Source organism: Massilia sp. YIM B02443, from assembly GCF_030411955.1.
Taxonomy (GTDB): Bacteria; Pseudomonadota; Gammaproteobacteria; order Burkholderiales; family Burkholderiaceae_D; genus Telluria.
The window spans coordinates 123,219-146,642 of the sequence record NZ_JASNRA010000007.1 but is presented as its reverse complement, the minus strand read 5'-3'; the positions used below and the strand labels follow the sequence as shown (position 1 = coordinate 146,642).

Annotated in this window: 23 protein-coding genes; 12 read left to right on the top strand and 11 right to left on the bottom strand. The window is 66.8% G+C overall.

The window, feature by feature from the left end; genetic code table 11:
- Nucleotides 1–2: 2 nt before the first annotated feature.
- Nucleotides 3–260: a DUF6587 family protein gene (locus tag QPK27_RS09845; protein ID WP_290418043.1), complete on the top strand. Its 258-nt coding sequence runs from the start codon at nt 3–5 to the stop codon at nt 258–260.
- Here QPK27_RS09845 and QPK27_RS09840 read toward each other — a convergent pair.
- On the bottom strand, nt 238–1,131 hold the full coding sequence (locus QPK27_RS09840) for a DUF72 domain-containing protein (RefSeq protein ID WP_290418119.1): 894 nt from the start codon (nt 1,129–1,131) through the stop codon (nt 238–240). The genes QPK27_RS09845 and QPK27_RS09840 overlap by 23 nt on opposite strands.
- Before the next feature lie 160 nt (nt 1,132–1,291).
- Here QPK27_RS09840 and QPK27_RS09835 point away from each other — a divergent pair, with 160 nt between their 5' ends.
- From QPK27_RS09835 to QPK27_RS09825, 3 genes are read left to right on the top strand one after another with little or no spacing between them, the layout of a single operon-like run.
- Nucleotides 1,292–1,966 carry a glutathione S-transferase gene (locus QPK27_RS09835; protein WP_290418042.1) on the top strand — a complete coding sequence of 225 codons (675 nt, stop codon included), beginning with the start codon at nt 1,292–1,294 and terminating at the stop codon, nt 1,964–1,966.
- A 19-nt stretch (nt 1,967–1,985) separates the two neighbouring features.
- Complete coding sequence (locus QPK27_RS09830) at nt 1,986–2,762, top strand: 5'-3' exonuclease H3TH domain-containing protein (RefSeq protein WP_290418041.1); 777 nt, start codon at nt 1,986–1,988, stop codon at nt 2,760–2,762.
- 55 nt (nt 2,763–2,817) lie between these two features.
- Nucleotides 2,818–3,213, top strand: coding sequence for a response regulator (locus QPK27_RS09825; RefSeq protein ID WP_290418040.1), 396 nt, complete (start codon nt 2,818–2,820; stop codon nt 3,211–3,213).
- Here QPK27_RS09825 and QPK27_RS09820 read toward each other — a convergent pair.
- From QPK27_RS09820 to QPK27_RS09810, 3 genes are all read right to left on the bottom strand, one after another.
- Nucleotides 3,210–3,875 (bottom strand): hypothetical protein, encoded by a 666-nt coding sequence (locus QPK27_RS09820; protein WP_290418039.1) that lies wholly within the window; start codon nt 3,873–3,875, stop codon nt 3,210–3,212. The genes QPK27_RS09825 and QPK27_RS09820 overlap by 4 nt on opposite strands.
- A gap of 187 nt (nt 3,876–4,062) precedes the next feature.
- Nucleotides 4,063–4,650, bottom strand: coding sequence for a hypothetical protein (locus tag QPK27_RS09815; protein WP_290418038.1), 588 nt, complete (start codon nt 4,648–4,650; stop codon nt 4,063–4,065).
- Nucleotides 4,651–4,774: 124 nt separating this feature from the next.
- Nucleotides 4,775–5,506, bottom strand: coding sequence for a GAF domain-containing protein (locus QPK27_RS09810; RefSeq protein ID WP_290418037.1), 732 nt, complete (start codon nt 5,504–5,506; stop codon nt 4,775–4,777).
- Between the two features lie 172 nt (nt 5,507–5,678).
- On the opposite strand from QPK27_RS09810, the gene QPK27_RS09805 reads away from it, so the two are divergent.
- Nucleotides 5,679–7,457: an EAL domain-containing protein gene (locus QPK27_RS09805; protein WP_290418036.1), complete on the top strand. Its 1,779-nt coding sequence runs from the start codon at nt 5,679–5,681 to the stop codon at nt 7,455–7,457.
- A 43-nt stretch (nt 7,458–7,500) separates the two neighbouring features.
- Here the strand turns inward: QPK27_RS09805 and mnmA are convergent, their stop codons facing one another.
- Nucleotides 7,501–8,610, bottom strand: a complete 1,110-nt coding sequence (gene mnmA / locus QPK27_RS09800; protein WP_290418035.1) for a tRNA 2-thiouridine(34) synthase MnmA — start codon at nt 8,608–8,610, stop codon at nt 7,501–7,503.
- Nucleotides 8,611–8,631: 21 nt separating this feature from the next.
- Nucleotides 8,632–9,114 carry an NUDIX hydrolase gene (locus QPK27_RS09795; RefSeq protein WP_290418034.1) on the bottom strand — a complete coding sequence of 161 codons (483 nt, stop codon included), beginning with the start codon at nt 9,112–9,114 and terminating at the stop codon, nt 8,632–8,634.
- 260 nt (nt 9,115–9,374) lie between these two features.
- Here QPK27_RS09795 and QPK27_RS09790 point away from each other — a divergent pair, with 260 nt between their 5' ends.
- Genes QPK27_RS09790 through QPK27_RS09780 form a run of 3 tightly spaced genes read left to right on the top strand, consistent with a single transcriptional unit; the run spans nt 9,375 to nt 12,337 of the window.
- Nucleotides 9,375–10,487: a Re/Si-specific NAD(P)(+) transhydrogenase subunit alpha gene (locus tag QPK27_RS09790; protein ID WP_290418033.1), complete on the top strand. Its 1,113-nt coding sequence runs from the start codon at nt 9,375–9,377 to the stop codon at nt 10,485–10,487.
- Between the two features lie 57 nt (nt 10,488–10,544).
- Nucleotides 10,545–10,883 carry an NAD(P) transhydrogenase subunit alpha gene (locus QPK27_RS09785; protein WP_290418032.1) on the top strand — a complete coding sequence of 113 codons (339 nt, stop codon included), beginning with the start codon at nt 10,545–10,547 and terminating at the stop codon, nt 10,881–10,883.
- Nucleotides 10,880–12,337: an NAD(P)(+) transhydrogenase (Re/Si-specific) subunit beta gene (locus QPK27_RS09780; protein WP_290418031.1), complete on the top strand. Its 1,458-nt coding sequence runs from the start codon at nt 10,880–10,882 to the stop codon at nt 12,335–12,337. The genes QPK27_RS09785 and QPK27_RS09780 overlap by 4 nt, the downstream gene beginning before the upstream one ends.
- A 62-nt stretch (nt 12,338–12,399) precedes the next feature.
- Here the strand turns inward: QPK27_RS09780 and QPK27_RS09775 are convergent, their stop codons facing one another.
- The 4 genes from QPK27_RS09775 to QPK27_RS09760 are packed head-to-tail and all read right to left on the bottom strand — an operon-like array spanning nt 12,400 to nt 16,764.
- Complete coding sequence (locus QPK27_RS09775) at nt 12,400–13,566, bottom strand: FAD-dependent monooxygenase (RefSeq protein ID WP_290418030.1); 1,167 nt, start codon at nt 13,564–13,566, stop codon at nt 12,400–12,402.
- Nucleotides 13,563–14,930: an aminopeptidase P N-terminal domain-containing protein gene (locus QPK27_RS09770; protein WP_290418029.1), complete on the bottom strand. Its 1,368-nt coding sequence runs from the start codon at nt 14,928–14,930 to the stop codon at nt 13,563–13,565. Before QPK27_RS09770 ends, QPK27_RS09775 begins: the two co-directional genes overlap by 4 nt.
- Nucleotides 14,927–15,649, bottom strand: a complete 723-nt coding sequence (murU, locus tag QPK27_RS09765) for an N-acetylmuramate alpha-1-phosphate uridylyltransferase MurU (RefSeq protein WP_290418028.1) — start codon at nt 15,647–15,649, stop codon at nt 14,927–14,929. The genes QPK27_RS09770 and murU overlap by 4 nt, the downstream gene beginning before the upstream one ends.
- A gap of 11 nt (nt 15,650–15,660) precedes the next feature.
- The gene (locus tag QPK27_RS09760) at nt 15,661–16,764 is read right to left on the bottom strand and encodes an aminoglycoside phosphotransferase family protein (RefSeq protein WP_290418027.1); all 1,104 of its coding nucleotides are present in this window, start codon (nt 16,762–16,764) and stop codon (nt 15,661–15,663) included.
- A gap of 125 nt (nt 16,765–16,889) precedes the next feature.
- Between QPK27_RS09760 and QPK27_RS09755 the strand changes: the two genes are divergently transcribed.
- The 4 genes from QPK27_RS09755 (at nt 16,890) to rsmA (ending at nt 22,556) form a co-directional block, all read left to right on the top strand.
- The gene (locus QPK27_RS09755) at nt 16,890–19,160 is read left to right on the top strand and encodes an LPS-assembly protein LptD (protein ID WP_290418026.1); all 2,271 of its coding nucleotides are present in this window, start codon (nt 16,890–16,892) and stop codon (nt 19,158–19,160) included.
- Nucleotides 19,161–19,249: 89 nt separating this feature from the next.
- On the top strand, nt 19,250–20,695 hold the full coding sequence (locus QPK27_RS09750; protein ID WP_290418025.1) for a peptidylprolyl isomerase: 1,446 nt from the start codon (nt 19,250–19,252) through the stop codon (nt 20,693–20,695).
- A 3-nt stretch (nt 20,696–20,698) separates the two neighbouring features.
- On the top strand, nt 20,699–21,775 hold the full coding sequence (pdxA, locus tag QPK27_RS09745; protein WP_290418024.1) for a 4-hydroxythreonine-4-phosphate dehydrogenase PdxA: 1,077 nt from the start codon (nt 20,699–20,701) through the stop codon (nt 21,773–21,775).
- Between the two features lie 10 nt (nt 21,776–21,785).
- Nucleotides 21,786–22,556, top strand: coding sequence for a 16S rRNA (adenine(1518)-N(6)/adenine(1519)-N(6))-dimethyltransferase RsmA (gene rsmA / locus QPK27_RS09740; RefSeq protein ID WP_290418023.1), 771 nt, complete (start codon nt 21,786–21,788; stop codon nt 22,554–22,556).
- A 237-nt stretch (nt 22,557–22,793) separates the two neighbouring features.
- On the opposite strand, the gene QPK27_RS09735 is transcribed toward rsmA, so the two are convergent.
- On the bottom strand, nt 22,794–23,414 hold the full coding sequence (locus QPK27_RS09735) for a hypothetical protein (RefSeq protein WP_290418022.1): 621 nt from the start codon (nt 23,412–23,414) through the stop codon (nt 22,794–22,796).
- Nucleotides 23,415–23,424: the final 10 nt, after the last annotated feature.

Below are 23,424 nucleotides of genomic sequence, written 5' to 3'. Positions count from 1 at the left end.
TCATGCAAGAGCTTAGCGTCGTCGTCATCGTCTCGCTCGCCGCGCTGTACCTGGGCGCGAAGTACATGCCGGCCGCTTTGCGCGCACGCCTGGTGCAACGTTTAAGCCGCGACGGCCGCCGTTCCAGGCTGGCCGACTGGCTGGGCAAGCAGGGCGGGGGCGCCTGCGGCGGCGGCAGTTGCGGTACCGGCTGCGCCTCGACCGGCACCCCGAGCTCGCCCACCAAGCACCGCGTGATCAAGCTGCACCAGCGTCACTAAGCTTTTCCGCCAGCGCCGCGATCAGGCGCTGCGCATCGTACGGGGCGTGCACCTTGATGTCGTTGTCGAAGTAGCAGTAGACGTCGCGCGCCTTGCGCCTGGGCGGCGCCTTGCTTGACGCCAGCCGCGCATCCCGCGGCTGCCCGCCGCGGCGCCAGGCGTCGATCCTGTCGGCCCAGCGCGCGATCGCTTCATCCTCGTAGCCGCTCGCATACAGCTCCTTGTCGCCGTGCAGGCGCACGTAGACGAAGTCCGCGGTCACGTCTTCCACCTGCGGCCAGCGCCCGGCCGTATCGGCCACCACCAGCGCCACCTTGTACTTCCTCAGCAGCGCAATGAAGGCCGCGTCGCGAAAGCTCTCGTGGCGGATCTCGACCGCGTGCCGCAGCGGGCGCTTGGGTCCCGCGTCGAGCGACACCCGGCCTTGCATGCGTTCCTCGAAGCCGCGCGCCAGCGCCAGCGCGGCGTCGGTATCGTGCGGCAGCAGGCGAAGGAAGGCTTCGAAGCGTTCCGGCTCGAAGGCGAAGTTGGGCGGGAACTGCCACAGGAAGGGACCGAGCTTTTCGCGCAGTTCGAACACGCCCGAGGCCAGCACGTTGGCCAAGGGTTTTTCGACGTCGCGCAGGCGCAGCATGTGGGTCAGGAAGCGGTTGCCCTTGACGGCGAACACGAAGCCGGGCGGGGTGGCCGCGTACCAGGCCGCGTAGCTGGTGGGGCGCTGCAGCGCATAGAACGAGCCGTTGATCTCGATGCTGGGCAGCTGGCGCGCGGCGTAATCGAGTTCGCGCGCCTGGGCCAGGCCGGGCGGATAGAACTTGCCGCGCCACGGCGCGTAGCGCCAGCCGGAGATGCCGATGTAGGTTGCGCCGATCATGGGGGCACGATACGCCGCGGGTGTGGTCGCGGCAGTGCGCTGGCGCACCCAGCCGGGGAAGCGGGCAGGAGGTCGGTCCCCGCCGGTCTCTTTTGGCAAAGGCGCAACAATGCTAAGCTAGCGCCCATCGTCACTCATTGTCATTCACTCCGCCGCCATGATCGTCGTCCATCACCTGAACAATTCGCGCTCGCAGCGCATCCTGTGGCTGCTCGAAGAGCTGGGACTGGAGTACGAGATCAAGCATTACCAGCGCGATCCGAAGACCATGCTGGCCCCGCCCGAACTGAAAGCCGTGCACCCGCTCGGCAAGTCGCCGGTGATTGGCGACGGCGACACCGTGGTGGCCGAGTCGGGCGCCATCATCGACTACCTGGTCGAGCGCCACGGCGGCGGACGTTTCGCTCCGGCCGTCGGCACGCCGGCGCGCCTGCGCTACACCCACTTCCTGCATTACGCGGAAGGCTCGGCGATGCCGCCGCTGCTGCTGAAACTGGTGTTCGACAAGATCGAGCACAGCCCGCTGCCGTTCTTCGTCAAGCCGATCGCGCGCGGCATCGCGCAGAAGGTCAAGGGCAGCTTCGTGCTGCCGCAGATCGCGCTGCACCTGAACTACCTGGAAGGCGAACTGGCGCAGCGCCCCTGGTTCACCGGCGAGGAATTCACCGCCGCCGACATCGCGCTCAGCTTCCCGCTGGAAGCCGCGGCCGCGCGCGGCGGGCTGGATGCGAAGTATCCGAACCTGTCGGACTTCCTGAAGCGCATCCATGCGCGTCCTGCGTACCAGCGCGCGCTGGAACGCGGCGGCAAGTATGAGATCGGCAAGGCCTGAGCCAGGAGTACGCTGAGGCATGGCCAAGCTGCTCGCTATCGACGGCCTGAACATCGTGCGCCGGGTGTACGAGGCCAGTCCCGAACCGGATTCGGACCTGAAGGCCAGCATCGCGCTGCGCCACGCGTTCTCGTCGTTTCGCAACGTGCTCGAGACGCACGCGCCGACCCACGTGCTGGCCGCCTTCGACCATGGCGGCGAGACCTGGCGCCACGCGCTGTATCCGCGCTACCGCGAGGGCCGGGCGGCGATGCCGGCGGAACTGCGCGCGGCGCTGCCCGAATTCCACGAGCGCCTGCGCGGCGCCGGCCTGCACGTGCTGTGCATCCCGGGCGTCGAGGCCGACGACGTGATCGCCACCGGCGTGATGCGCTGGCTGTCCGAGGGCCGCGGCGACGCGGTCGTCGCCACCACCGACAAGGACCTGCATCCGCTGATCGCGCACGGCGCGCTGGTGTGGGACCACTTCAAGAACGAGTGGCACGACGACGCCTGGGTGCGCAAGCGCTTCGGCGTGGCGCCGGAACGGCTGCACGACCTGCTGGCGCTGATGGGCGACCCGACCGATGGCGTTCCGGGGGTGTCGAAGATCGGCATGAAGACGGCGGCGCGCCTGCTCAATGCCTACGGCGACCTGGACGCGGTGGTGGCGGGCGCCGGCATCCTCAAGACCCCGCTCGGCGAGAGGCTGCGCGCCGAGCGTGAGATACTCGAGGTCTCGCGCTGCCTGGTGTCGCTCAAGCTGGACGTGCGCCTGGGCGTGAGCTGGAACATGCTGGCCTACGAGTCACACTGAAAATGCACACTACAAGGAACGTCGCGCAGACGGCAAACGAAGGGATGGACAAGCGATGCTCAAGGCAGTAATCGTGGATGGAAACGCAGTCTCGCGCTCGATGCTGGGCACCGTGCTGACCGACGGCAGCTATGACGTGGTGGGCGCAACCCATACCAGCTCAGGGGCCTATGCGCTCGCGCTCAAGCACCACCCGCACGTGCTGTGCATCGCGCGTGAGCAGGTCGAGGACGGCAACAACGTGGTCGAGCAGCTGCGCGCCGAACTGCCCAAGACCCTGATCTTCATGGTCTCCGGCACGCTCGACGCCCAGGCGGTGCAGGCAGCCGTGGCGCGCGGCGTGCACGGCTTCATCGTCAAGCCGTTCAAGGCCGACACCGTGCTCAAGACGATCCGCAATACCGTGATCGCGTTCGTGAAGAAACAGCAGCAGGCGGCCAAGCCGGATTAACGCAGCTGCTCCAGCCGTTCAGGCGCCGGCGCCGGCGTCGGCGATGTCTTTTCGAACCAGGCATTGGGTACGCGGTGCCATCCGCGCAAGTCGAAGTCGCCGGGCAGCGGCGGCAGCAATCCGTCGCGGTAGCTGCCTTCGACCGGCGCCATGTCCTCGCCTACGATCCTGATTTGGAACCGGATCACGCCATCGGCGCCGCGTGACGTGCTCACTGTCCCCGTGTTGTTGTTATCGATCCGGACAGTCTGCGTCACCGGTTCGGCCGGCACCGATTCCGGTCCGTCCGGGAAGGCGATCGGGAGGGTCAGAAAGATCGGCGTTTGCACCTTGCCCCACACGGCGGGCGAGTAACGGCTAGCGCTGTCGGCGTCGACCGGGCGGTCGACGAAGCTTCCTTTGCGGGTCATGATCAGGCGCCAGTGGTCGCCGCGCTGTTCGCTTTCCACCAGCGTTTCCCGGTTCTGGTAACTGAAGACCCTGAGCGTCCGATGCGGGGAATGTACCTCGATATGGCCGGCGCAGAGCCACTGCATCTCGCGCGCGGAACAGTCGCCGGTCAGGACCGTGGCGCCGGCGGTGGCATTCAGCGCCATGGCAAGCAGGAGTGGCAGGGATCGGACAACACGAACGGGAACCGGGACGCTCAGTGGCAACGGCATGGTGACCTCCGGCAGGCGCCGTCGACGACGGCTTTGTTCCATGCTAGCACGATGCGCAGGCGTCCTTGCCGCTTCCGGCGCGGCGTGGGATATCGTCGGCCGCAATGGCCGCAATGGCCGCCAGTTCGCCTGGCACGCTGTTCGCGTTTGCGCAGGCGGCACGCCCGTCACCGTTGTCCGGACCGTCCTAACGCAGCTGCTCCAGCCGCTCGCCCGGCGCCGGCTCTGGCGCCGGCGGCGGCTCGCCAATGCGGCTCGGCCCGGGAGCGTGGTACCAGCCGCGCATGTCGAAGTCGCCCGGCAGCGCCGGCCGCAGGCCGGAACGATAGCTGCCCTCGAACCGGCCGAATCGGTCGCCCGCCATGCGGAAGCGTATCGCGCCATCGGCGCCGCGCGACGCGGTGACTGTGGCGGTGGTGTTCGATTCGACCTGGATGGTGCGTGTCAGCGGTTCAACCGGGACCGAGTCCGGACCGTCAGGGAAAAGCATGGGTAGCACCATCAGGACCGGCGCCAGCGCGTAACCCCAGAAAGCGTATGCACCCCTGTTGGCCCCGATGTCGTCACCGGGGGCGACGAACGCGCCCTTGTTAGTGACCAGCATGCGCCGCCGCACGCCTTCCTGCTCGACCTCCATCAGCACCTCGCGCTTCTCGCAGCCCGTCATCTCGACGCGTGCCTTCGCCGAACGCATCTCGACGTGCCCGATGCAGCCCCACTGTACCGGGCGTTCGGCGCAGGCCTTCATGTCGAGCGCGGCGGCGGGCAGCGCCATGGATGGGAGGACAACGAGGAAGCAGGTGCGAACGCGAAGCGGTGACGGCATGTGCCCCCCTGGCAGGCGCCGCCGGCGGCGGCATCGCGCCATGCTGGCACGACGCCATACCATCCTTGCCGCTTCAGGCGCGGCGCCGGATCTCGTCGGCCACGATGGCGGCCAGTTCGCCCAGCGCGCGCCGTTCGCGTTCGCGCAGGCGGCGCGGCTCGGTGTCGAGCACGCACAGCGCGCCCAGCGCCAGCCCGTCGGCGTCGCGCAGCGGGAAGCCTGCATAGAAGCGGATGTGCGGCGCGCCCAGCACCAGCGGGTTGTCGGCAAAGCGCGCATCCTCGCGCGCGTCCTCGACCACGAACAGCTCGTCCTGCATGATCGTGTGGCTGCAGAAGGCCTGCGCGCGCGGGGTTTCGCGCGTTTCGAGGCCGATGCGCGACTTGAACCACTGGCGCCGCGCCGACAGCAGCGTGAGCAGCGCCATCGGGCATTCGGTGGCGTGGGTCGCGAGCCAGGTGATGCGGTCGAAGACTTCTTCCGCCGGGGTGTCGAGCAGGCCGGTCTTGCCCAGTGCTGCCAGCCGGCGCGCCTCGTCCGGTGCGACCGGATAGGCGGGGGAAGAGTCAGGCAGGAATTCGCCTTGCGGCGGCGCGGCAGCGGCGGCGCGCACGATGCCGGCCTGCTGCGCCAGCAGCCGGTTGACCGCGCTCAGGTGCACGCGGCGGTGGCCGCCCGGCGTCTTCCATGCCGGCAGCGCGCCGCTTTCCATCCACAGCTGCGCCGTGCTCACCGCGACCCCCAGCAGGTGGGCCGCCTCGCGCGTGGTCAGGATCGGATCGTCGTTGTCTGGACTTGCTTTCATGAAGCTATCGTGTTGCTTGAGTCATCCAATTTTACACGAATCAAGTAAAAATGACGAATTTGACGATAGAATTGGAGATTATTGTTGACTTAAAGTTTTTTCTTGGCAACAATGAGTTCTATTCCGTCAATTTCGTCACTTTGCGCGCATGTGCGTGCTTGCCCAAGCTGTCATGAACACACTGACCGATCCTGCGCTATTTGCCCCGCTGTCCACTGAGGCGGCTCGTCTCGACGCGCTGCGCCGCCTGGACCTGCTCGATACGCCGCCAAGCGAAGCATTCGACCGCATCACGCGCATGGCGGCCCACCTGTTCGACCTGCCGATCGCCGCGGTGTCGCTGACCGACAGCGATCGCCAGTGGTTCAAGTCGAAGTACGGCATCGAGCACGATTCGATCCCGCGCTTCAAGGCGCCGTGCGGGATGGTGGCCGACAGCAACGGCATGCTGATCGTGTCCGACCTGCTCGCGCACGGCCACCTGTGCGACAGCGGCCTGGCCGCGGCCGGGATCCGCTTCTACGCCGGCGCGCCGCTGACCACCAGCGACGGCCATACCCTTGGCGCGATGTGCGTGCTCGGCACCGAGCCGCGCCAGGTCACGCCGGCCGAGAGCCAGGCATTGCGGGATATGGCGACGATGGTGATGGCGCAGATCGAGCTGCAGCATGCGCTGGGCCGGGTCGATCCGATCAGCCGCCTGCCGAACCGCAACCAGTTCATCAGCGACTTCACCGACATCGAGCTGGCCGAGCCGGCCGGCGAACTGCGCCTGGCGGCGCTGGTCAGCCTGGCCACGCCGCAGCAGCTCAGCGACGCCCAGCGCGTGATGGGCTCGGGCTACGTCGACGAGATGGTGCGCGACGCCGTGCCCCAGCTGCGCCTGGCCGGCGCCGGCAAGATCTACCATGTCGCGACCACCCAGTTCGCCTTCATGGCGCCGCGCGGCGCCGCGCTCGAGACCTTCCGCCTGCAGATGCAATCGTGGCTCGACGCCCACGCCAGTTATGGCCAGGCGCGTTTTCTCACCACCACCACGATCGGCATCGCGCCGTTCACGGTGGGCGAGACCGAAGGCCTGGACCTGCTGCGCAACATGCACAGCGCGGCGCACGACGCCCTGGCCGAGCGCCGGGTGCGGGTGTTCTCGGCCGAGCACGACGCGATCCTGCAGCGCCGCTTCTGGCTGGTGAGCGCCTTCGGCGCCGCGCTGTCCAGTCCCGGCCAGCTGCACCTGGTGTTCCAGCCCAAGGTGTCGATGACGGGCGGCGCATGCGTGGGCGTGGAAGCGCTGCTGCGCTGGACCCATCCCGAGCAGGGCGACATCTCGCCCGGCGAATTCATTCCCCTGATCGAAGCCACCTCGCTGGCGCGCGCCACCACCGAATGGGTACTGGACGCCGCGCTGCGCCAGATGGCGGCCTGGCGCGACGCCGGCCTGACGCTGCAGGTGGCGGTCAACGTCTCGGCGGTGAACCTGGAAGAGCCGGACTTCTGCGGCCGCGTGCTGGCGCTGCTCGAGCAGCACGGCCTGGCGCCGTCATGCCTGGCGCTGGAACTGACCGAGAGCGCGCTGATGCGCAACGCGAAAGTGGCGCAGGCCACGCTGGAGCGTCTGGCGCACGCCGGCGTGCAACTGGCGATCGACGATTTCGGCACCGGCTACAGCAGCCTGGCCTACCTGCAAAGCCTGCCGGCCAACGTGGTCAAGATCGACCAGAGCTTCATCCGCAACCTGGGCCAGGACGAACGCCGGCGCGCGCTGGTGCAGACCATGATCAAGCTGTCGCACGACCTGGGGCACAAGGTGGTGGCGGAAGGGGTGGAGACGGTGGAGGTCGAAACCTTCCTGCGCGCCGCGGGGTGCGACGAGGTGCAGGGGTATCTGTATGCGCGGCCGCTGGGGGCGGAGGCGCTGGTGGAGTGGCTGGCGGGGCGCGCTGCGAATTAGCGCACGCTGCGCCAATACGCATTGTTCTTGGCAAATTTAAAAATCAGCCGCCCGAGCGGGCATCGATGATGCCGCCACCCAGGCACACGTCGCCGTCATACAGCACCGCCGACTGCCCCGGCGTCACCGCCCATTGCGGGTCCGTGAAATCGAGCGCAAAGCGATCCAGCCCGTCGGCCTGCACGCGGCATTCCACGTCCGCCTGGCGATAACGGGTCTTGGCCGACAATGCGCGCGCATCCGGCGCTTCGCCCGCGATCCAGCTGGCCTGGCCTGCTTCCAGCCGGTTCGACAGCAGCCACGGATGGTCATGCCCCTGCACGATGTACAGGGTGTTGGCCTCGATGTCCTTGCGCGCCACGAACCACGGCTCGCTCGTGCCGTCCGGGTTCTTGCGGGATTTGAGACCGCCGATGCCGATGCCCTTGCGCTGGCCCAGCGTGTAGAACGACAGGCCGACGTGCTCACCGACTTTGGTGCCGTCGTCGAGCCGGATCGGACCAGGCTTGTACGACAGGTAGCGGTTCAGGAAGTCGCGGAACGGACGCTCGCCGATGAAGCAGATGCCGGTCGAATCCTTTTTCGCCGCGTTCGGCAGCTGCAGCTTCTCGGCGATCTTGCGCACTTCGGTCTTCGGGATCTCGCCCAGCGGGAACAGCGACTTCGAGAGCTGCGCCTGGTTCAGGCGGTGCAAAAAGTAACTCTGGTCCTTGGTTGCATCGAAGGCTTTCAGCAGCTCGAACTTGCCGCTACCCGTGTTCTGGCGCACGCGCGCATAGTGGCCGGTCGCGATCAGGTCGGCGCCCAGCTTCATCGCGTGGTCGAGGAAGGCCTTGAACTTGATCTCGGCGTTGCACAGCACGTCCGGGTTCGGGGTGCGGCCGGCCTGGTATTCGCGCAGGAACTCGGCGAACACGCGGTCCTTGTATTCGGAGGCGAAATTCACCGCCTCGATGTCGACGCCGACCACGTCGGCCACGCTGGCCGCGTCGATCCAGTCCTGGCGCGTCGAGCAGTATTCCGAATCGTCGTCGTCTTCCCAGTTCTTCATGAACAGGCCGACCACGTCGTAGCCCTGTTCCTTCAGCATCCATGCCGCGACCGACGAGTCGACTCCGCCCGACATCCCGATCACGACTTTTTTCTTGCTCATGTTACGTCCGTATCTTGAAACTTAGATCCCGCCTTCGAACACCGAAGGGTGGGTGTGCAGCAGCGCCAATGGCGTGCTCTGGCCGGCCAGGTAGTCGTCCACGCACTTGAGCACGATCGGGCTGCGGTGGCGGTCGGCGGTGGCGGCGATTTCGTCGCGCGTCATCCACAGCGTGCGCAGGATGCCTTCGTCCAGCGGCTGGTCGAACTTGCGGCCCACGCTGCCGCAGAAGGTGAAGCGCAGGTAAGTGACGTCGGCATTGCGCGACTTGGAATGGTAGCGCGACATGTACATGCCCACCAGCGCGCGCGGGATGAACTCGTGCGCGGTCTCTTCCAGCGCCTCGCGCACGACCGCCTGTTCCAGCGATTCGTGCGGGTCCAGGTGGCCGGCCGGCTGGTTCAGCTTCACGCCCTCGCTGGTCTCTTCCTCGATCAGCAGGAAACGGCCTTCGTGCTCGATGATGGCGGCCACGGTAACCGATGGTTTGAAGATGTCGCTCATGCCTGTCCTTGAAAATGAGCCGGTATTCTACCTCGGCCCGGGCCTGGTCTGCTCAGCCATGCCTGTCGCGTGACGCTTGCCTGTCGTTAATTGAGCTTGATCTGTCGCAAAAAAGATGACATCAGTACGGTAATCCCTGTTCTGCCTCAGCACAATGGCAAATTCGCCAATTGAAATTTATGTTTCGACAAGTGTTGTAAAGACGTGCTAGATTGGCTGGGCTGTTATCCGACAATGCCGTCCAAGCTGTGGAGGAATCCATGAGGATAGGAATACCGGTCGAGACAAGGCCGGGCGAGACCCGCGTTGCAGCAACTCCCGAAACCGTCAAAAAGTTGGCGGCGCGCCACGAAGTGCTGGTCGAAAGCGGCGCGGGCCTGCACGCCGCCGCCCCGGACGGGGCCTACCAGGCCGCCGGCGCCGCCATCGTCGACACATCTGCCGCCTTCGGCGCCGACATGGTGCTCAAGGTACGCCCGCCCGACATTGAAGAACGTGCACGCATGCGCGCCGGGACGATCCTGGTCGGCATGCTCGACCCCTTCGACGCCGAAGGTGTGCAGGCGCTGGCCCAGGCCCGGCTCACCGCCTTCGCCCTGGAAGCGGCGCCGCGCATCACGCGCGCCCAGTCGCTCGACGTGCTGTCGTCGCAGGCCAACATCGCCGGCTACAAGGCGGTGCTGCTGGCGGCCAACACCTATGGACGCTTCATGCCGATGCTGATGACGGCGGCCGGCACGGTCAAGGCGGCGCGGGTGCTGATCATGGGCGTCGGCGTGGCCGGGCTGCAGGCGATCGCCACCGCCAAGCGCCTGGGCGCGGTGATCGAGGCCTCCGACGTGCGTCCGCCGGTCAAGGAACAGGTGGAATCGCTCGGCGCCAAATTCATCGACGTGCCGTATGTCACCGACGAGGAGCGCAAGATCGCCCAGGGCAGCGGCGGCTACGCGCGCCCGATGCCGGCCGACTGGATGCGGCGCCAGGCCGCACTGGTGCATGAACGGGCGAAGCTGGCCGACATCGTGATCACCACCGCCCTGATCCCGGGACGCAAGGCGCCGATCCTGATCGGCGAAGAGACGGTGCAGGCCATGAAGCCCGGCTCGGTGATCGTCGACATGGCGATCGCGCAGGGCGGCAACTGTCCGCTCACCGAGATCGGCAAGACCGTGGTCAAGCACGGGGTGCACATCATCGGCGAACCGAACCTGGCGGCGCTGGTGCCGGCCGACGCCTCGGCGCTGTATGCGCGCAACGTGCTCGACTTCCTCAAGCTGGTGTTCGACAAGGACGAGCAGTTCCACATCGACCGCGAGGACGAGATCGTGCGCGCCACGCTGGTGTGCGCCGACGGCGAAGTGTTGCGTACTTAAGCTGCGTACTTAAGCTGCGTACTTAAGCCTCGTTGACAAGAACGACAGGAGACAAGCATGGACATCAGCCACACCATCATCAACCTGATCATCTTCGTGCTGGCGATCTACGTCGGCTACCACGTGGTGTGGACGGTCACGCCCGCGCTGCACACGCCGCTGATGGCGGTGACCAACGCCATCTCGGCGATCGTGATCGTCGGCGCCATGCTGGCCGCCGCGCTGACCGAAGGCTGGACCGGGCAGGTGGCCGGCACAGTGGCGGTGGCGCTGGCGGCGGTGAACGTGTTCGGCGGCTTCCTGGTCACGCAGCGCATGCTGGAGATGTTCCGCAAGAAGGAGCCGAAAGCCGCCAAGCCGGCGGCGGCCCTGCCTGGTGGGGAGAAGCAGGCATGAACATGATCAGCATGAATCTGGTGACGCTGTGCTACCTGGTCGCCTCGGTGTGCTTCATCCAGGCGCTCAAGGGCCTGTCGTCGCCGTCGACGGCGCGCATCGGCAACAGCTTCGGCATGGCCGGGATGGCGATCGCGGTGCTGACCACGGCGGCCCTGATCTTCAAGTTGCAGGCCGAGATGGAAACTGCGCGCGGCGTCGGCTTCCCGCTGGTGCTGCTGGGCGTGGTGGTCGGCGGCGCGATCGGCGCCTATGCCGCGAAGAAGGTCGAGATGACCAAGATGCCGGAACTGGTGGCGGCGATGCACTCGCTGATCGGGCTGGCCGCGGTGTGCATCGCGGTGGCGGCGGTGTCCGAGCCGTGGGCCTTCAATATCGCCACCCGCACTACGCCGCTGCCGTTCGGGAACCGGCTCGAACTGTTCATCGGCACCTTCGTGGGCGCGGTGACGTTCTCCGGTTCAGTGATCGCGTTCGGCAAGCTGTCGGGCAAATATACATTCCGCCTGTTCCAGGGCGCGCCGGTGCGCTTTGGCGGGCAGCACATCCTGAACCTGGTGCTGGCGATCGCCATCGTGGTGCTGGGCCTGATGTTCTGCTTCGCCGACGGCGTGGCGCCGGCCTGGACGCCGTTCGTGGCGATGGCGCTGCTGGCCTTCGTGCTGGGCGTGCTGATCATCATCCCGATCGGCGGCGCCGACATGCCGGTGGTGGTGTCGATGCTGAACTCGTACTCGGGCTGGGCGGCGGCCGGCATCGGCTTCTCGCTGAATAACGCGATGCTGATCATCGCCGGTTCGCTGGTCGGTTCGAGCGGCGCGATCCTGTCGTACATCATGTGCAAGGCGATGAACCGCTCGTTCTTCAACGTGATCCTGGGCGGCTTCGGCGGCGAGGCCGGCGCGCCGGCGGGCGGGGCGCAGGAGCAGCGTCCGGTCAAGTCGGGATCGGCCGAAGACGCCGCCTTCATCCTGCAGAACGCCGAGTCGGTGATCATCGTCCCCGGCTACGGCCTGGCGGTGGCGCGCGCCCAGCATACGGTCAAGGAACTGGTCGACAAGCTGACCGAGCACGGCGTCACGGTGCGCTACGCGATCCACCCGGTGGCCGGACGCATGCCGGGCCATATGAACGTGCTGCTGGCCGAGGCCGAGGTGCCGTACGACCAGGTGGCCGAGATGGAAGACATCAACGGCGAATTCGGCCAGACCGACGTGGTGCTGGTGCTGGGCGCCAACGACGTGGTCAACCCGGCGGCCAAGGATCCGAAATCGCCGATCGCCGGCATGCCGATCCTCGAGGCGTATAAAGCGCGCAGCATCATCGTCAACAAGCGCTCGATGGCGTCCGGCTACGCGGGGCTGGACAACGACCTGTTCTACCAGCCCAACACGATGATGGTGTTCGGCGACGCCAAGAAGGTCATCGAGTCGATGCTCAAGGCCGTCGACTGATTGGATCGGCAGGGTTGGCGGCGGAGCGCGGGGCCGCCGAGGCCAACCCTACGTGACGCAGGTCAGCGGCGGCCGAACATCATCAGGTCGGCCAGCAGCATGCGCGCCGGCCTGGCCAGGTCGAGCGTGGCCAGGCCCAGGCCGAGCAGCGACTGCAAGGGGCCGGTGCCGGTAAACGCGCGCGCCATGGTATCGGTCAGGCCGATGGTCAGGCGCCGGTCCCCGTCGCGCTCTTCGAGGAAGCGGCCGAGGGCGGCCGAGTCGACGCTGCGGGCCAGCTGGCGCGCCAGCACGGCGGCGTCGCGCAGGCCCAGGTTCAGGCCCTGGCCGGCGACCGGGTGCAGTGTCTGGGCGGCGTTGCCGATGGCGACCGTGCGCACCGTGGCGCGCGGCTCGGCGTTCAGGCCGAGCGGGAACGAGACCCGCGGCGACACCGCCGTGAAGGCGCCCAGGCGGCTACCGAAGGCGTCGCCCAGCTGCGCCAGGAAGCCGGCGTCGCCCAGCGCCAGGATGTCAGGCGCGCGCTCGGGGCGCACGCACCAGACCAAGGCATATTGATGGCCGTCGGCGCCGTCTTCCGGCAACAGCGCCAGCGGGCCTTCGTCGGTGAAGCGCTCGAAGGCGCGGTGCGGGATCGGCAGCGCGGCGCTGACGCGCGCGATGATCGCGGTCTGCTCGTAGTCGCGGCTGCGCGCGCGACCTTCCTGTTCGCCGAAGATGCCGCCCTCGGCCTGCACCGCGACCTGGGCGCGCAGGGCGCGGCCGTCGTCCAGCGTGAGCAGGGCGCCATCGGCGCGCTCCTCGAGCGCCTGCACGCGCGCCGGACGCAGCACCTCGACCCCGGCGGCGTCGCAGCCGCGCGCCAGCGCATCGACCACGGCGCCATAGCGCGTCACGTAGCCCAGCGCCGGCACGTCGTGTTCGCTGCGGTCCATCAGGCTGCGTCCCAGCTGGCCGCGGCGCGAGACGTGGATCTCGTGGATCGGCGTGGCCGCCAGCGGCCAGGCGCCGACTTCCTGCAGCAGCCCCACGCTGCCCCAGGACAGCGCGATCGAGCGCGGGTCCGAGATCGCCTGGCCCAGCGACTTGCCGTCGACCAGGGCGATGCGCTTGCCGGCGACGCCGCGCCGCACCAGGAAGGCGGCCAGCGCCAGGCCGACCGGGCCGGCGCCGCAGATCGCGACGTCCACGTCGCGCGGTTCGGAGTGTTGGAGTGCTTCCTGGGTCATCGTGATTCCTGCATCAGGGTTTCGATCTCCGCCACGCCCTTCGGCGCGCTGCCGGTCAGGATACGGCAACCTGCCTCGGTGACGAGCACGTCGTCCTCGATGCGGATGCCGATGTGCCAGAACTGTTCCGGCACGCCTTCGGCCGGACGCACGTAGATGCCCGGCTCCACCGTCAGCGCCATCCCGGCCAGCAGGGGCCGCGACGGTTTTTCGGGTTGCGTCGCGTCGCGGTAGGCGCCGACGTCGTGCACGTCCATCCCGAGCCAGTGCCCGGTGCCGTGCATGTAGAACTGGGTATAGGCGCGCGTGCCGATGGCGTCGTCGAGCGAACCGACCTTCTGGCGGTCGAGCAGCTTCAGGTCCAGCATGCCCTCGGTCAGCACCCGCACCGCAGCGTCATGGATCGCGCTGTACGGATTGCCCGGCACGACGGCCGCCAGCGCCGCCTCCTGCGCGCGCAGCGCCAGTTCGTACAGCGTGCGCTGCGCCGGCGTGAAGACGCCGCCTGCCGGATAAGTGCGCGTGATGTCGCCGGCGTAGCCGTCGAATTCGCAGCCGGCGTCGATCAGTACCAGCTCGCCATCGAGTACGCGCCGGTTGTTGGCGTTGTAGTGCAGCACGCAGGCGTTCGGTCCCGAGGCCACGATCGGCGTGTAAGCCGGGAACTGGGCGCCGTTGCGGCGAAATTCGTGCAGCAGCTCGGCCTCGATCTCGTACTCGAACATGCCGGGCCGGGTGGCGCGCATCGCGCGCAGGTGGGCCTGGCCCGAGATCAGGCCGGCGCGCGCCATCAGCGCCGCTTCGTGCCCGTCCTTCAGCAGGCGCATCTCGTCGATCATGCCGAGCAGGTGGTGGGTCGTCGACGGCGCGGTGACGCCGGTGCGGGCCCGCGCGCGCACCGCCTTCAGCCAGCCGGCCACCTGCGCGTCGAGCGCGGCGCCGTGGCCGAGCGCGTAGTACAGCGCCGGCGCGTCGGCCAGCAGGCCGGTCATGCGCGCATCGAGTTCGCCGATCGGGTACGCTTCATCGACGCCGAAAGACGTGCGCGCCGCTTCGGGACCGTAGCGGAAGCCGTCCCATATCTCGCGTTCCAGGTTCTTCTCGCGGCAGAACAGGATCGCGCGCGCCGGCCGTTCGCCATGGGCGGCGACGATCACCAGCACGCTGTCCGGTTCCGCGAACCCGGTCAGGTAATAGAAGTAGCTGTCGTGGCGGTAGGGGTACTCGCTGTCGCCGTTGCGCACGACTTCCGGCGCCGTGGCCAGCACCGCGACCGCGCCCGGCTGCATCCGCGCCGCCAGGCGCGCGCGCCGTTCGGCGTACGGAGCAGAAGGAGCAGCAGAAGCGACAGCGCCCGCCATCATGGCGCCGGCCTGGGCGCGCGCAGCGGCGCGTTCAGTTCTTCCAGCTGGGCCGCGGTGCCGACGTTGACCCACTGGCCTTGATACACTTCGCCGCCGACGCGGCCCTGGTCGATGTACTTGCGCATCAGGGGACCGAGCTTGACGAATTCGCCGGGCTGGATGCCGTCGAACATCTCGGGACGATACACGCCGATATTGGCGAAGTTCCACTTCGGCGCACCCTCGTTCTTGAGCGTGTACATGTCGAACGCGAAGTCGCCTTCCGGGTTGTGCCACGGATTGGGCGTCAGCCACAGCCAGGCGATGTCGCGTTTCTCCATCGGGATGGCCTGGCCCAGCGCGTCGGTGTCCTTCAGCGCGTCGAGCGCGTCCGAGAAATCGAAGTAGGGCGCATAGATGTCCGCCGACAGGGCAAGGAATGGTTCGTCGCCCAGCAGGTGCAGCGCGTTGGCGACGCCGCCCGCCGTTTCCAGCGGCGCCGGTTCGTGCGAATACACGATGCGCGCGCCGTAGCGGCTGCCGTCGCCCAGCTCCTGCTCGATCATGTGGCCGAGCCAGGAGTGGTTGATCACGATGTCGCTGATCCCGGCGCGCACCAGGTTCAGCACGTGCCAGACGATCAGCGGCCGGCCGCGCACCTTGAGCAGGGGTTTCGGGGTGCTGTCCGTCAGTGGACGCATGCGCTCGCCGCGGCCGGCGGCGAAAATCATCGCTTTCATGCGGGCCTCTTTCAGAAGGTGTAGCCGACTTGCGGCGCGCCCTTGTCGCCGAAGGCGTCGACCGCGTCGAGCAGGCGCAGCAAGGGTTTCAGTTCGGTATAGCGGTTGGCGGTCTTGCGCACGTAGTCGAGCACCGTCGGCAGGTCGTCCATGTACACCGGTTTGCCGTCGCGGTAGTTCAGGCGGCAGAAGATGCCGAGGATCTTCAGGTGGCGCTGCAGGGCCATGAACTCGAAGTCGCGGTAGAAGGCGTCGATGTCCGGATTGACCGGCAGGCCGACCCCCTTGGCGCTCTGCCAGTAGCGCACCACCCAGTCCAGCACGATCTCTTCGTCCCACTGGATATAGGCGTCGCGCAGCAGCGACGCCAGGTCGTAGGTGATCGGGCCGTAGACCGCGTCCTGGAAATCGAGCACGCCGGGATTACCCTGGTCCAGATGCATCAGGTTGCGCGAATGGAAATCGCGGTGCATGAAGACCTGCTGCTGGGCCAGCACGTTGGAGGCGATCGCCTCGAAGACCTTGTCGAGTTGCGCCTGCTGCTTCTCGTCCAGCGTCGCCTTCAGGTGGCGCCCCAGGTACCACTCCGGGAACAGGTTCAGTTCGCGCAGCACGAAGGCGCGGTCGAACTCGGGCAGCACGCCCGGCTGGCTGGCCATCTGGAACTTGAGCAGGGCGTCGACCGCATCCGAGTACATGAAGGCGGCGTTGTCGCTGTCCAGGCGCGCCAGGTAGGTGGTGGAACCCAGGTCGGACAGCAGCAGGAAGCCGCGTTCGACGTCGCGCGCGGCGATCGCCGGCACCGTCACGCCGGCTTCCATCAGCAAGCCCTGGACCTGGACGAAGGCCGGCACGTTCTCGCGCTCGGGCGGGGCGTCCATCGCCACCAGCGTCGCGCCCAGCTTGTCTTGCAGGCTTGGTACCACGTCGTAGCGGAAATAGCGGCGGAAGCTGGCGTCGCTCGAGGCCGGGCGGCCGCTGGCCACGTCCACCAGGCCGGTCGCGGCCAGCCAGTCGTTCAGTTGCGCCAGGCGCGCATCGCGTGCATCACCATGAGTGCCCGGTTCAGCAGCGTTGTCAATCGAAGTGGGGGAATTTTGATACGAAGAAGACATGAAGCGGCCTGGTGAATCCGGTTGGTTGAGCTAATTCTCATATAATAAGGGATTCATTTGAAAAAAACCGCCCTTAATATGGCGCACGCCCATGGCGTACGCCGATTTCCCATGATCTGCGAACTATGAGCTGGTCCTCGGCCAAACCCTTCCCGCCGCGCCACGTCCTCGCGCTCTATGCCCTGGCTGCCGCCGCGCCGGCATACGCGCAGAACGTCCCGCCCGCGCCCCAGAATGAAGAAGAACTCCCGCTCACCATCCGTGCCGAGGAGATCGGCGGCCGTCCCGACCGCCGCATGGACCTGAACCGCAACGTCGAGATCACGCGCGGCCAGACCGGCATCACCGCCGACACCGCCTGCTACCTGCGGGTCGAGGATGAAGTGACCGCCACCGGCAACGTCAACATGTGGCGCTTCGGCGACCGCTACAAAGGCGACGAGCTGCAACTGAATCTCGAGACCGGCAAGGGCTACGTCCTGAACCCGACTTATTTCCTGGCCGCGAACAACGGCCAGGGCCAGGCGTCGCGGATCGACTTCCTGGGCGAGCAGCAGGCCGTGGTGCGCGACGGCACCTACAGCACCTGCCAGGGCCCGGATCCGGACTGGTACCTGAAATCGAGCACGCTGCGCCTGGACACCGGGCGCGAGGTCGGCACCGCCGGCAAGACCATCATCTATTTCAAGGACGTGCCGATCATCGGCACCCCGGCGATGTCGTTCTCGCTGTCGGGCCAGCGCCGTTCCGGCTGGCTGCCGCCGTCGATCGGCTTCGGCTCGCAGGGCAAGGCCGAGGTGATGGTGCCGTACTACGTCAACATCGCCCCGAACCGTGACCTGACTTTGTACCCGCGCATGATGTTCGACCGCGGCTTCCAGCTCGGCGCCACCGGGCGCTACCTGGGCGTCACCGACGGTGGCGCCTACAACGGCGAGACCCACGTCGAGGTGCTGCCGGACGACCGCAAGACCAACACCACGCGCTGGCGCGCCGACTCGCTGCACAGCCAGGCCATCAGGCCGAACTGGTCGTACGGCTGGAACCTGCACGGCGCCTCGGACGACGAATACCCGGCCGACTTCTCGCGCACGGTCTCGGCCAGCGCCGAGCGCCAGCTGCTGCGCGAGGTGCGCACCGACTACTATGGCCAGTACTGGAGCCTGAACGCGCGCGCCCAGAACTACCAGGTGCTGCAAGACCCGGCCGCCGCCGAGAACCCGAGCCTGACGGTGCCGCGTCCCTACGACCGCCTGCCGCAGATTAATTTCCATGCCGGCCGCTATGACGTCGCCGGCTTCGACTGGGCGATCGACGCCGAGGCGACCCGCTTCTGGCATCCGGACCTGGTGCGCGGCAACCGCGCCGTGATCAACGGCCAGGTCAGCTATCCGATCGTGCGTCCGGGCTGGTTCGTCACGCCCAAGCTGATGTACAACGCGGCCAAGTACGACATCGATTCCAACGTGCGCGGGGTCGAGCTGCGTCCCGGCCTGTCGAACAAGGTCAGCCGCACGGTACCGACCTTCTCGCTCGACAGCGGGATGGTGTTCGAGCGCCAGACTTCGCTGTTTGGCAACGCCGCCACCCAGACCCTGGAACCGCGCCTGTTCTACGTCTACACGCCGTACGAAAACCAGGACGACATCCCGGTGTTCGACACCGGCCGCGCCGGCTTCAACTACGCGCAATTGTTCAGCGAGAACCGCTACGTCGGCCTCGACCGGGTGTCGGACGCCAACCAGCTGACCGCAGCCCTGGTGTCGCGCTACATCCAGGCCGACGGCGCCGAACGACTGCGCCTGGCGTTCGGCCAGCGCCTGTATTTCGAAGAGCCGCGCGTGCGCCTGCCGGGCGAAACCCTGCACCAGAGCCGCTCCGACCTGCTGCTGGCGGCCGCGGGCCGTATTTCCGAGACCTGGAGCTTCGATAGCGGCGTACAATACGACGCCAACGGCAGCAGTCTGTACAGCTCGAATGCGGGTGTGCAGTGGCGCCCCGGGCAGATGAAGGTGTTGAACGCCGAATACCGTTATCAGCGCGACAGCTTCCGCAACATCGACCTGTCGGCGCAGTGGCCGATCTCGAAGCGCTGGTACGGCGTCGGCCGGGTCAGCTATGCGCTGCGCTCGTATGGCGTGGGGCAGGCGGTCAATCCGTCCACCGGCAGCAAGCTGATCGAGAGCCTGGTGGGCCTGGAATACCAGGCCGATTGCTGGGTGTTCCGAATGGGCGCGCAGCGTTTCGTGACCGCCGCGCAGACCACCTCGACGCAGTCCTTCTTCCAGCTCGAGCTCAATGGCCTGTCGCGCCTGGGCCTGGGCAACCCGCTGGATACATTCAACAGGAGCATTCCGGGCTATACTCAGTTGAATACCGGCGTCGGCCGACCATAATTTTCCAATAAGTTAATGGTGATAGGCTTTGACCAGCAGTCCACTAAAGGCCGTCCAAGGCGGCGGCCCACGATTTGAACAATCCTGAAATGAGTGCTTCCCAGATGATGCGTACTACCCGTCTCAAGAACTCGCGAGCCATCGGGCTCGCAGCCGCGCTGCTGTGCGCGCTCACCACCGGCCAGGCGCTGGCGCAGTCCCAGGCCGCGCCGGCCGCCGCCGCTCCCGCCGCCGCCCCAGCCGCTCCCGCGGCCCAGGCCGGCGGCTTCCTGCCGCCGGCGTCCGCCAACGCCAAGGTGGTCGACTCGATCCAGGTGGTGGTCAACGACGAAGTGATCACCAGGAACGAAGTCGCCAACCGCCTGGTGCAGGTCACCCAGAACATGAAGGCGCGCAACCCGCAAGCCCAGCTGCCGGACGCCTCCGTCATGCAGCGCCAGGTACTGGAAGCGATGATCGTGGAACGCGCCCAGCTGCAGCTGGCCAAGGAAATGGGCGTGCGCGTCGACGACCGCACCCTGGACGCCACCATCGGCCGCATCGCCGAGAACCAGAAGCTGTCGGTGCAGGACCTGCGCAACCAGATGGAAAAAGAGGGCATGCCGTTTGCCCAGTTCCGCGAGGACATCCGCAACGAGATCATGATGCAGCGCCTGCGCGAGCACGAGGTCGACAGCAAGATCCAGATCTCGGAAGCCGAGGTCGACACCTATATGGCCGCCAGCAAGGCCGCCGCCGCCGACCGCTTCGAAGCCGACATCTCGCAGATCCTGGTGCGGGTGCCCGAGAATGCGTCGCCGGAACAGATTTCGGCACGCGCCGCGCGCGCCGACGAAGTGCTGCGCCAGCTGCGCACCGGCGCCGACTTCGCCAAGATGGCGGCCACCTATTCGGACGCGCCGGACGCGCTCAAGGGCGGCGAGATCGGCTGGCGCGACGCCGACCGCCTGCCGCCGGTGTTCTCGACCGAGCTGCGCAAGCTGCAGCCGGGCCAGGTGACGCCGATCATCAAGACCAACGTCGGCTTCCACATCCTCAAGATGGCCGGCAAGCGCTCGCTGGCCGACGGCAACGCCGCCGACAAGACCGTGGTCGAGCAGACCCACGCGCGCCACATCCTGATCAAGGTCACCCCGACCATGACCGAGGGCGAGGTCAAGCGCAAACTGCTGGAACTGAAGGAAAAGATGGACAACAACGCCGGCACCTTCGAGGAACTGGCGCGCCTGCACTCGCAGGACGGTTCGGCCAGCAAGGGCGGCGACCTGGGCTGGCTGTACCCGGGCGACACGGTGCCTGAATTCGAGCAGGCGATGAACCTGCTGAAACCGGGCCAGGTGTCGGACGTGATCCAGTCGCCGTTCGGCTTCCACCTGATCCAGGTCATCGAGCGCAAGAGCGAAGACGTGACCCAGCAGAAAGAACGCAACGTGGCGCGCCAGGTCATCCGCGAGCGCAAGATGCAGGAAGCGATGGAAAGCTGGGTGCGCGAAGTGCGCGACCGCGCCTACGTCGAGTTCCGCGAGGAGCAGTAATCCATGGCAGCGCCACAGGCGCCAGGGCGCCCGTTGGCGCACCAGAGGCCGGTCCTGGCGATCACGGTCGGCGAACCGGCCGGCATCGGTCCCGAAATCGCCATCCGCGCCGCCTGGGCGCTGCGCGCGCAGGCCAACTGCGTGCTGGTGGGCGACGCCGCCTTCCTGGCGCTCACCGCCGGCCTGATCGATCCGGCGATCCGCCTGTCGGCATTGTCCACGCAAGCGTTGCGCAACGGCGGCCTGCCGCACTTCGGTTCCGAGCGCCTGGCGGTGGTCGACGTGCCGCTGGCGGCGCACGTGGTGCCGGGGACATTGGACGCCGAGAATGGGCGCGCCGTGCTGGCCACGCTCGACCTGGCGATCGAAGGTTGTTCTGCAGGCTGGTTCGACGCCATCGTCACCGCGCCGCTGCAGAAAAGCACGATCAACGACGCCGGCATCGCGTTTTCCGGGCATACCGAATACCTGGCCGAAAAGACGAATACGCCGAAAGTGGTGATGATGCTGGCGGGGCAGCCTTCCGGCGAGCAGCCTTACCTGCGGGTGGCGCTGGCCACCACGCACTTGCCGTTGAAAGATGTTTCCGCCGCCCTGACGGTCGAGAACCTGACCCAGGTGCTGGACATCCTGCACGCCGACCTGAAGGACAAGTTCGGTATTCCCGAGCCCGTGATCCTGGTCACCGGCCTGAACCCGCATGCAGGCGAGAACGGCTACCTCGGCCGCGAAGAGATCGACGTCATCACGCCGGTGCTGGAAAATGCCCGCGCACGCGGCATCGATGCACGCGGCCCGTACCCGGCCGACACCCTGTTCCAGCCGAAATACCTGAAGGACGCCGACTGCGTGCTGGCGATGTACCACGACCAGGGGCTGCCAGTGCTCAAGCACGCCACCTTCGGACGCGGCATCAACGTCACCCTCGGCCTGCCGCTGATCCGCACCTCGGTCGACCATGGCACCGCGCTCGACCTCGCCGCCCAGGGACTGGGCCTGGCCGACTGCGGCAGCATGGAAGAGGCGATCCGCGCCGCCATGCAGATGGTGGCCGCGCGGCGCTCCGCCCCGAATCAATAAGAAAGCATTCATGAAACACGTAGCACGCAAGCGCTTCGGCCAGAACTTCCTGACCGATAATCACGTCCTGAGCGACATCATCGACGCCATCGGCCCGCGCCGCGGCCAGGCGATGGTCGAGATCGGTCCGGGCCTGGCGGCCATGACCGCGCTGCTGCTCAAGCAGCTCGACCACATGCACGTCGTCGAGCTCGACCGTGACCTGGTGGCGCGCCTGGAAAAAGCCTATCCGCGCGAACATCTGACCGTGCATTCGGGCGATGCGCTGAAGTTCGACTTCGGATCGATTCCGGTGCCAGAGGGACAAAAACTGCGCGTGGTCGGCAACCTGCCGTACAACATTTCCAGCCCGCTGCTGTTCCACCTGGCCGAGTTCGCGCACCTGGTGGAGGACCAGCACTTCATGCTGCAGAAGGAAGTAGTCGAGCGCATGGTGGCCGAGCCGGGCACCAAGGCCTACAGCCGCCTGTCGGTGATGTTGCAATGGCGCTACGACATGGCGATGCTGTTCATCGTGCCGCCGACCGCCTTCGATCCGCCGCCGCAGGTCGATTCGGCCATCGTGCGCATGGTGCCGACGCGGCGCCAGCTGCCTTGCGACGCCAAGCGGCTGGAGGCGGTGGTGGCCAAGGCCTTCTCGCAGCGGCGCAAGGTGATCCGCAATTGCGTGGCGGGGATGTTCACCGAAGCCCAGCTGGTCGAGGCCGGGATCGATCCGGGCCTGCGGCCGGAAGCGGTCACCCTGGAGCAGTATGTGGCCTTGGCGAATCTGCCCCAGTAAAATCGCAATCTGATACAAGCCGCGGTGTCTGTTTAGCGACAGGCAACGCGGCTTTTGCGTTAACGCGCGGATATTTGCATCGCGCAGGTAAAAAAAAGCCCGCTACGAGAGCGGGCTAAATCCAATTCTTTTCTGAGGAGAGTTGGAGGAGACAGGAGTTAGTATGCTGCACGACAGCATATAAGTCCAATTCTCCTTTCACATACTCGACATAAAGAATTCGTATGTCTTGAGCGATCAGGTGGCCGGAACGCAGGCCACGTCGATATTCGTGACCGCATTGTCGCCCATGGTGCCGGTCGGATTCGACACGGTGCAGTTCAGGCCGGCCGGATTCTTGAGCACGGTCACGCCATAGGTCTGGTTGTACTCGACCTCCAGCGGGAAAATGTACGTAGTCGCATCCTTGGCCAGCGTGACCACGCCGCCGGTGCTGCCGTTGGCCAGTTGCAATCCTTCGACGGTGAGGCCGCTGACCTTGCCGCCGATGGTCGCGGTGTTGATGGTACAGATGTAAGGGATGCTGATCTGCGCCAGGCGACCGGCGGTGTCGGAATTGACCGGATAGCTGGTGTTCAGCCGGCAGGTCTGGTGGTCGGGCTGCTTGGAGACGATCACGTTGTACACGTCGCCGTATTCGATCCTGCCAGGGAAGGAGTAGTTTACCGGATCGCCGGCCTTGGCCGGCGGGGAGACGGAAATCTCGTCGCCGCCGTTGTTGGTCAGCTTCAAGCCGTCGTAGGCCAGGGTATAGATCGTGCCGGCGACGGTGAACTCGGCTTTGTCGCTACCGCCGCAGCCGGCCAGGCCCGCGGCCAGCGCCAGCGCGAGCGCCGGACGGATCAGGAAAGACTTCATTGCATTCGCT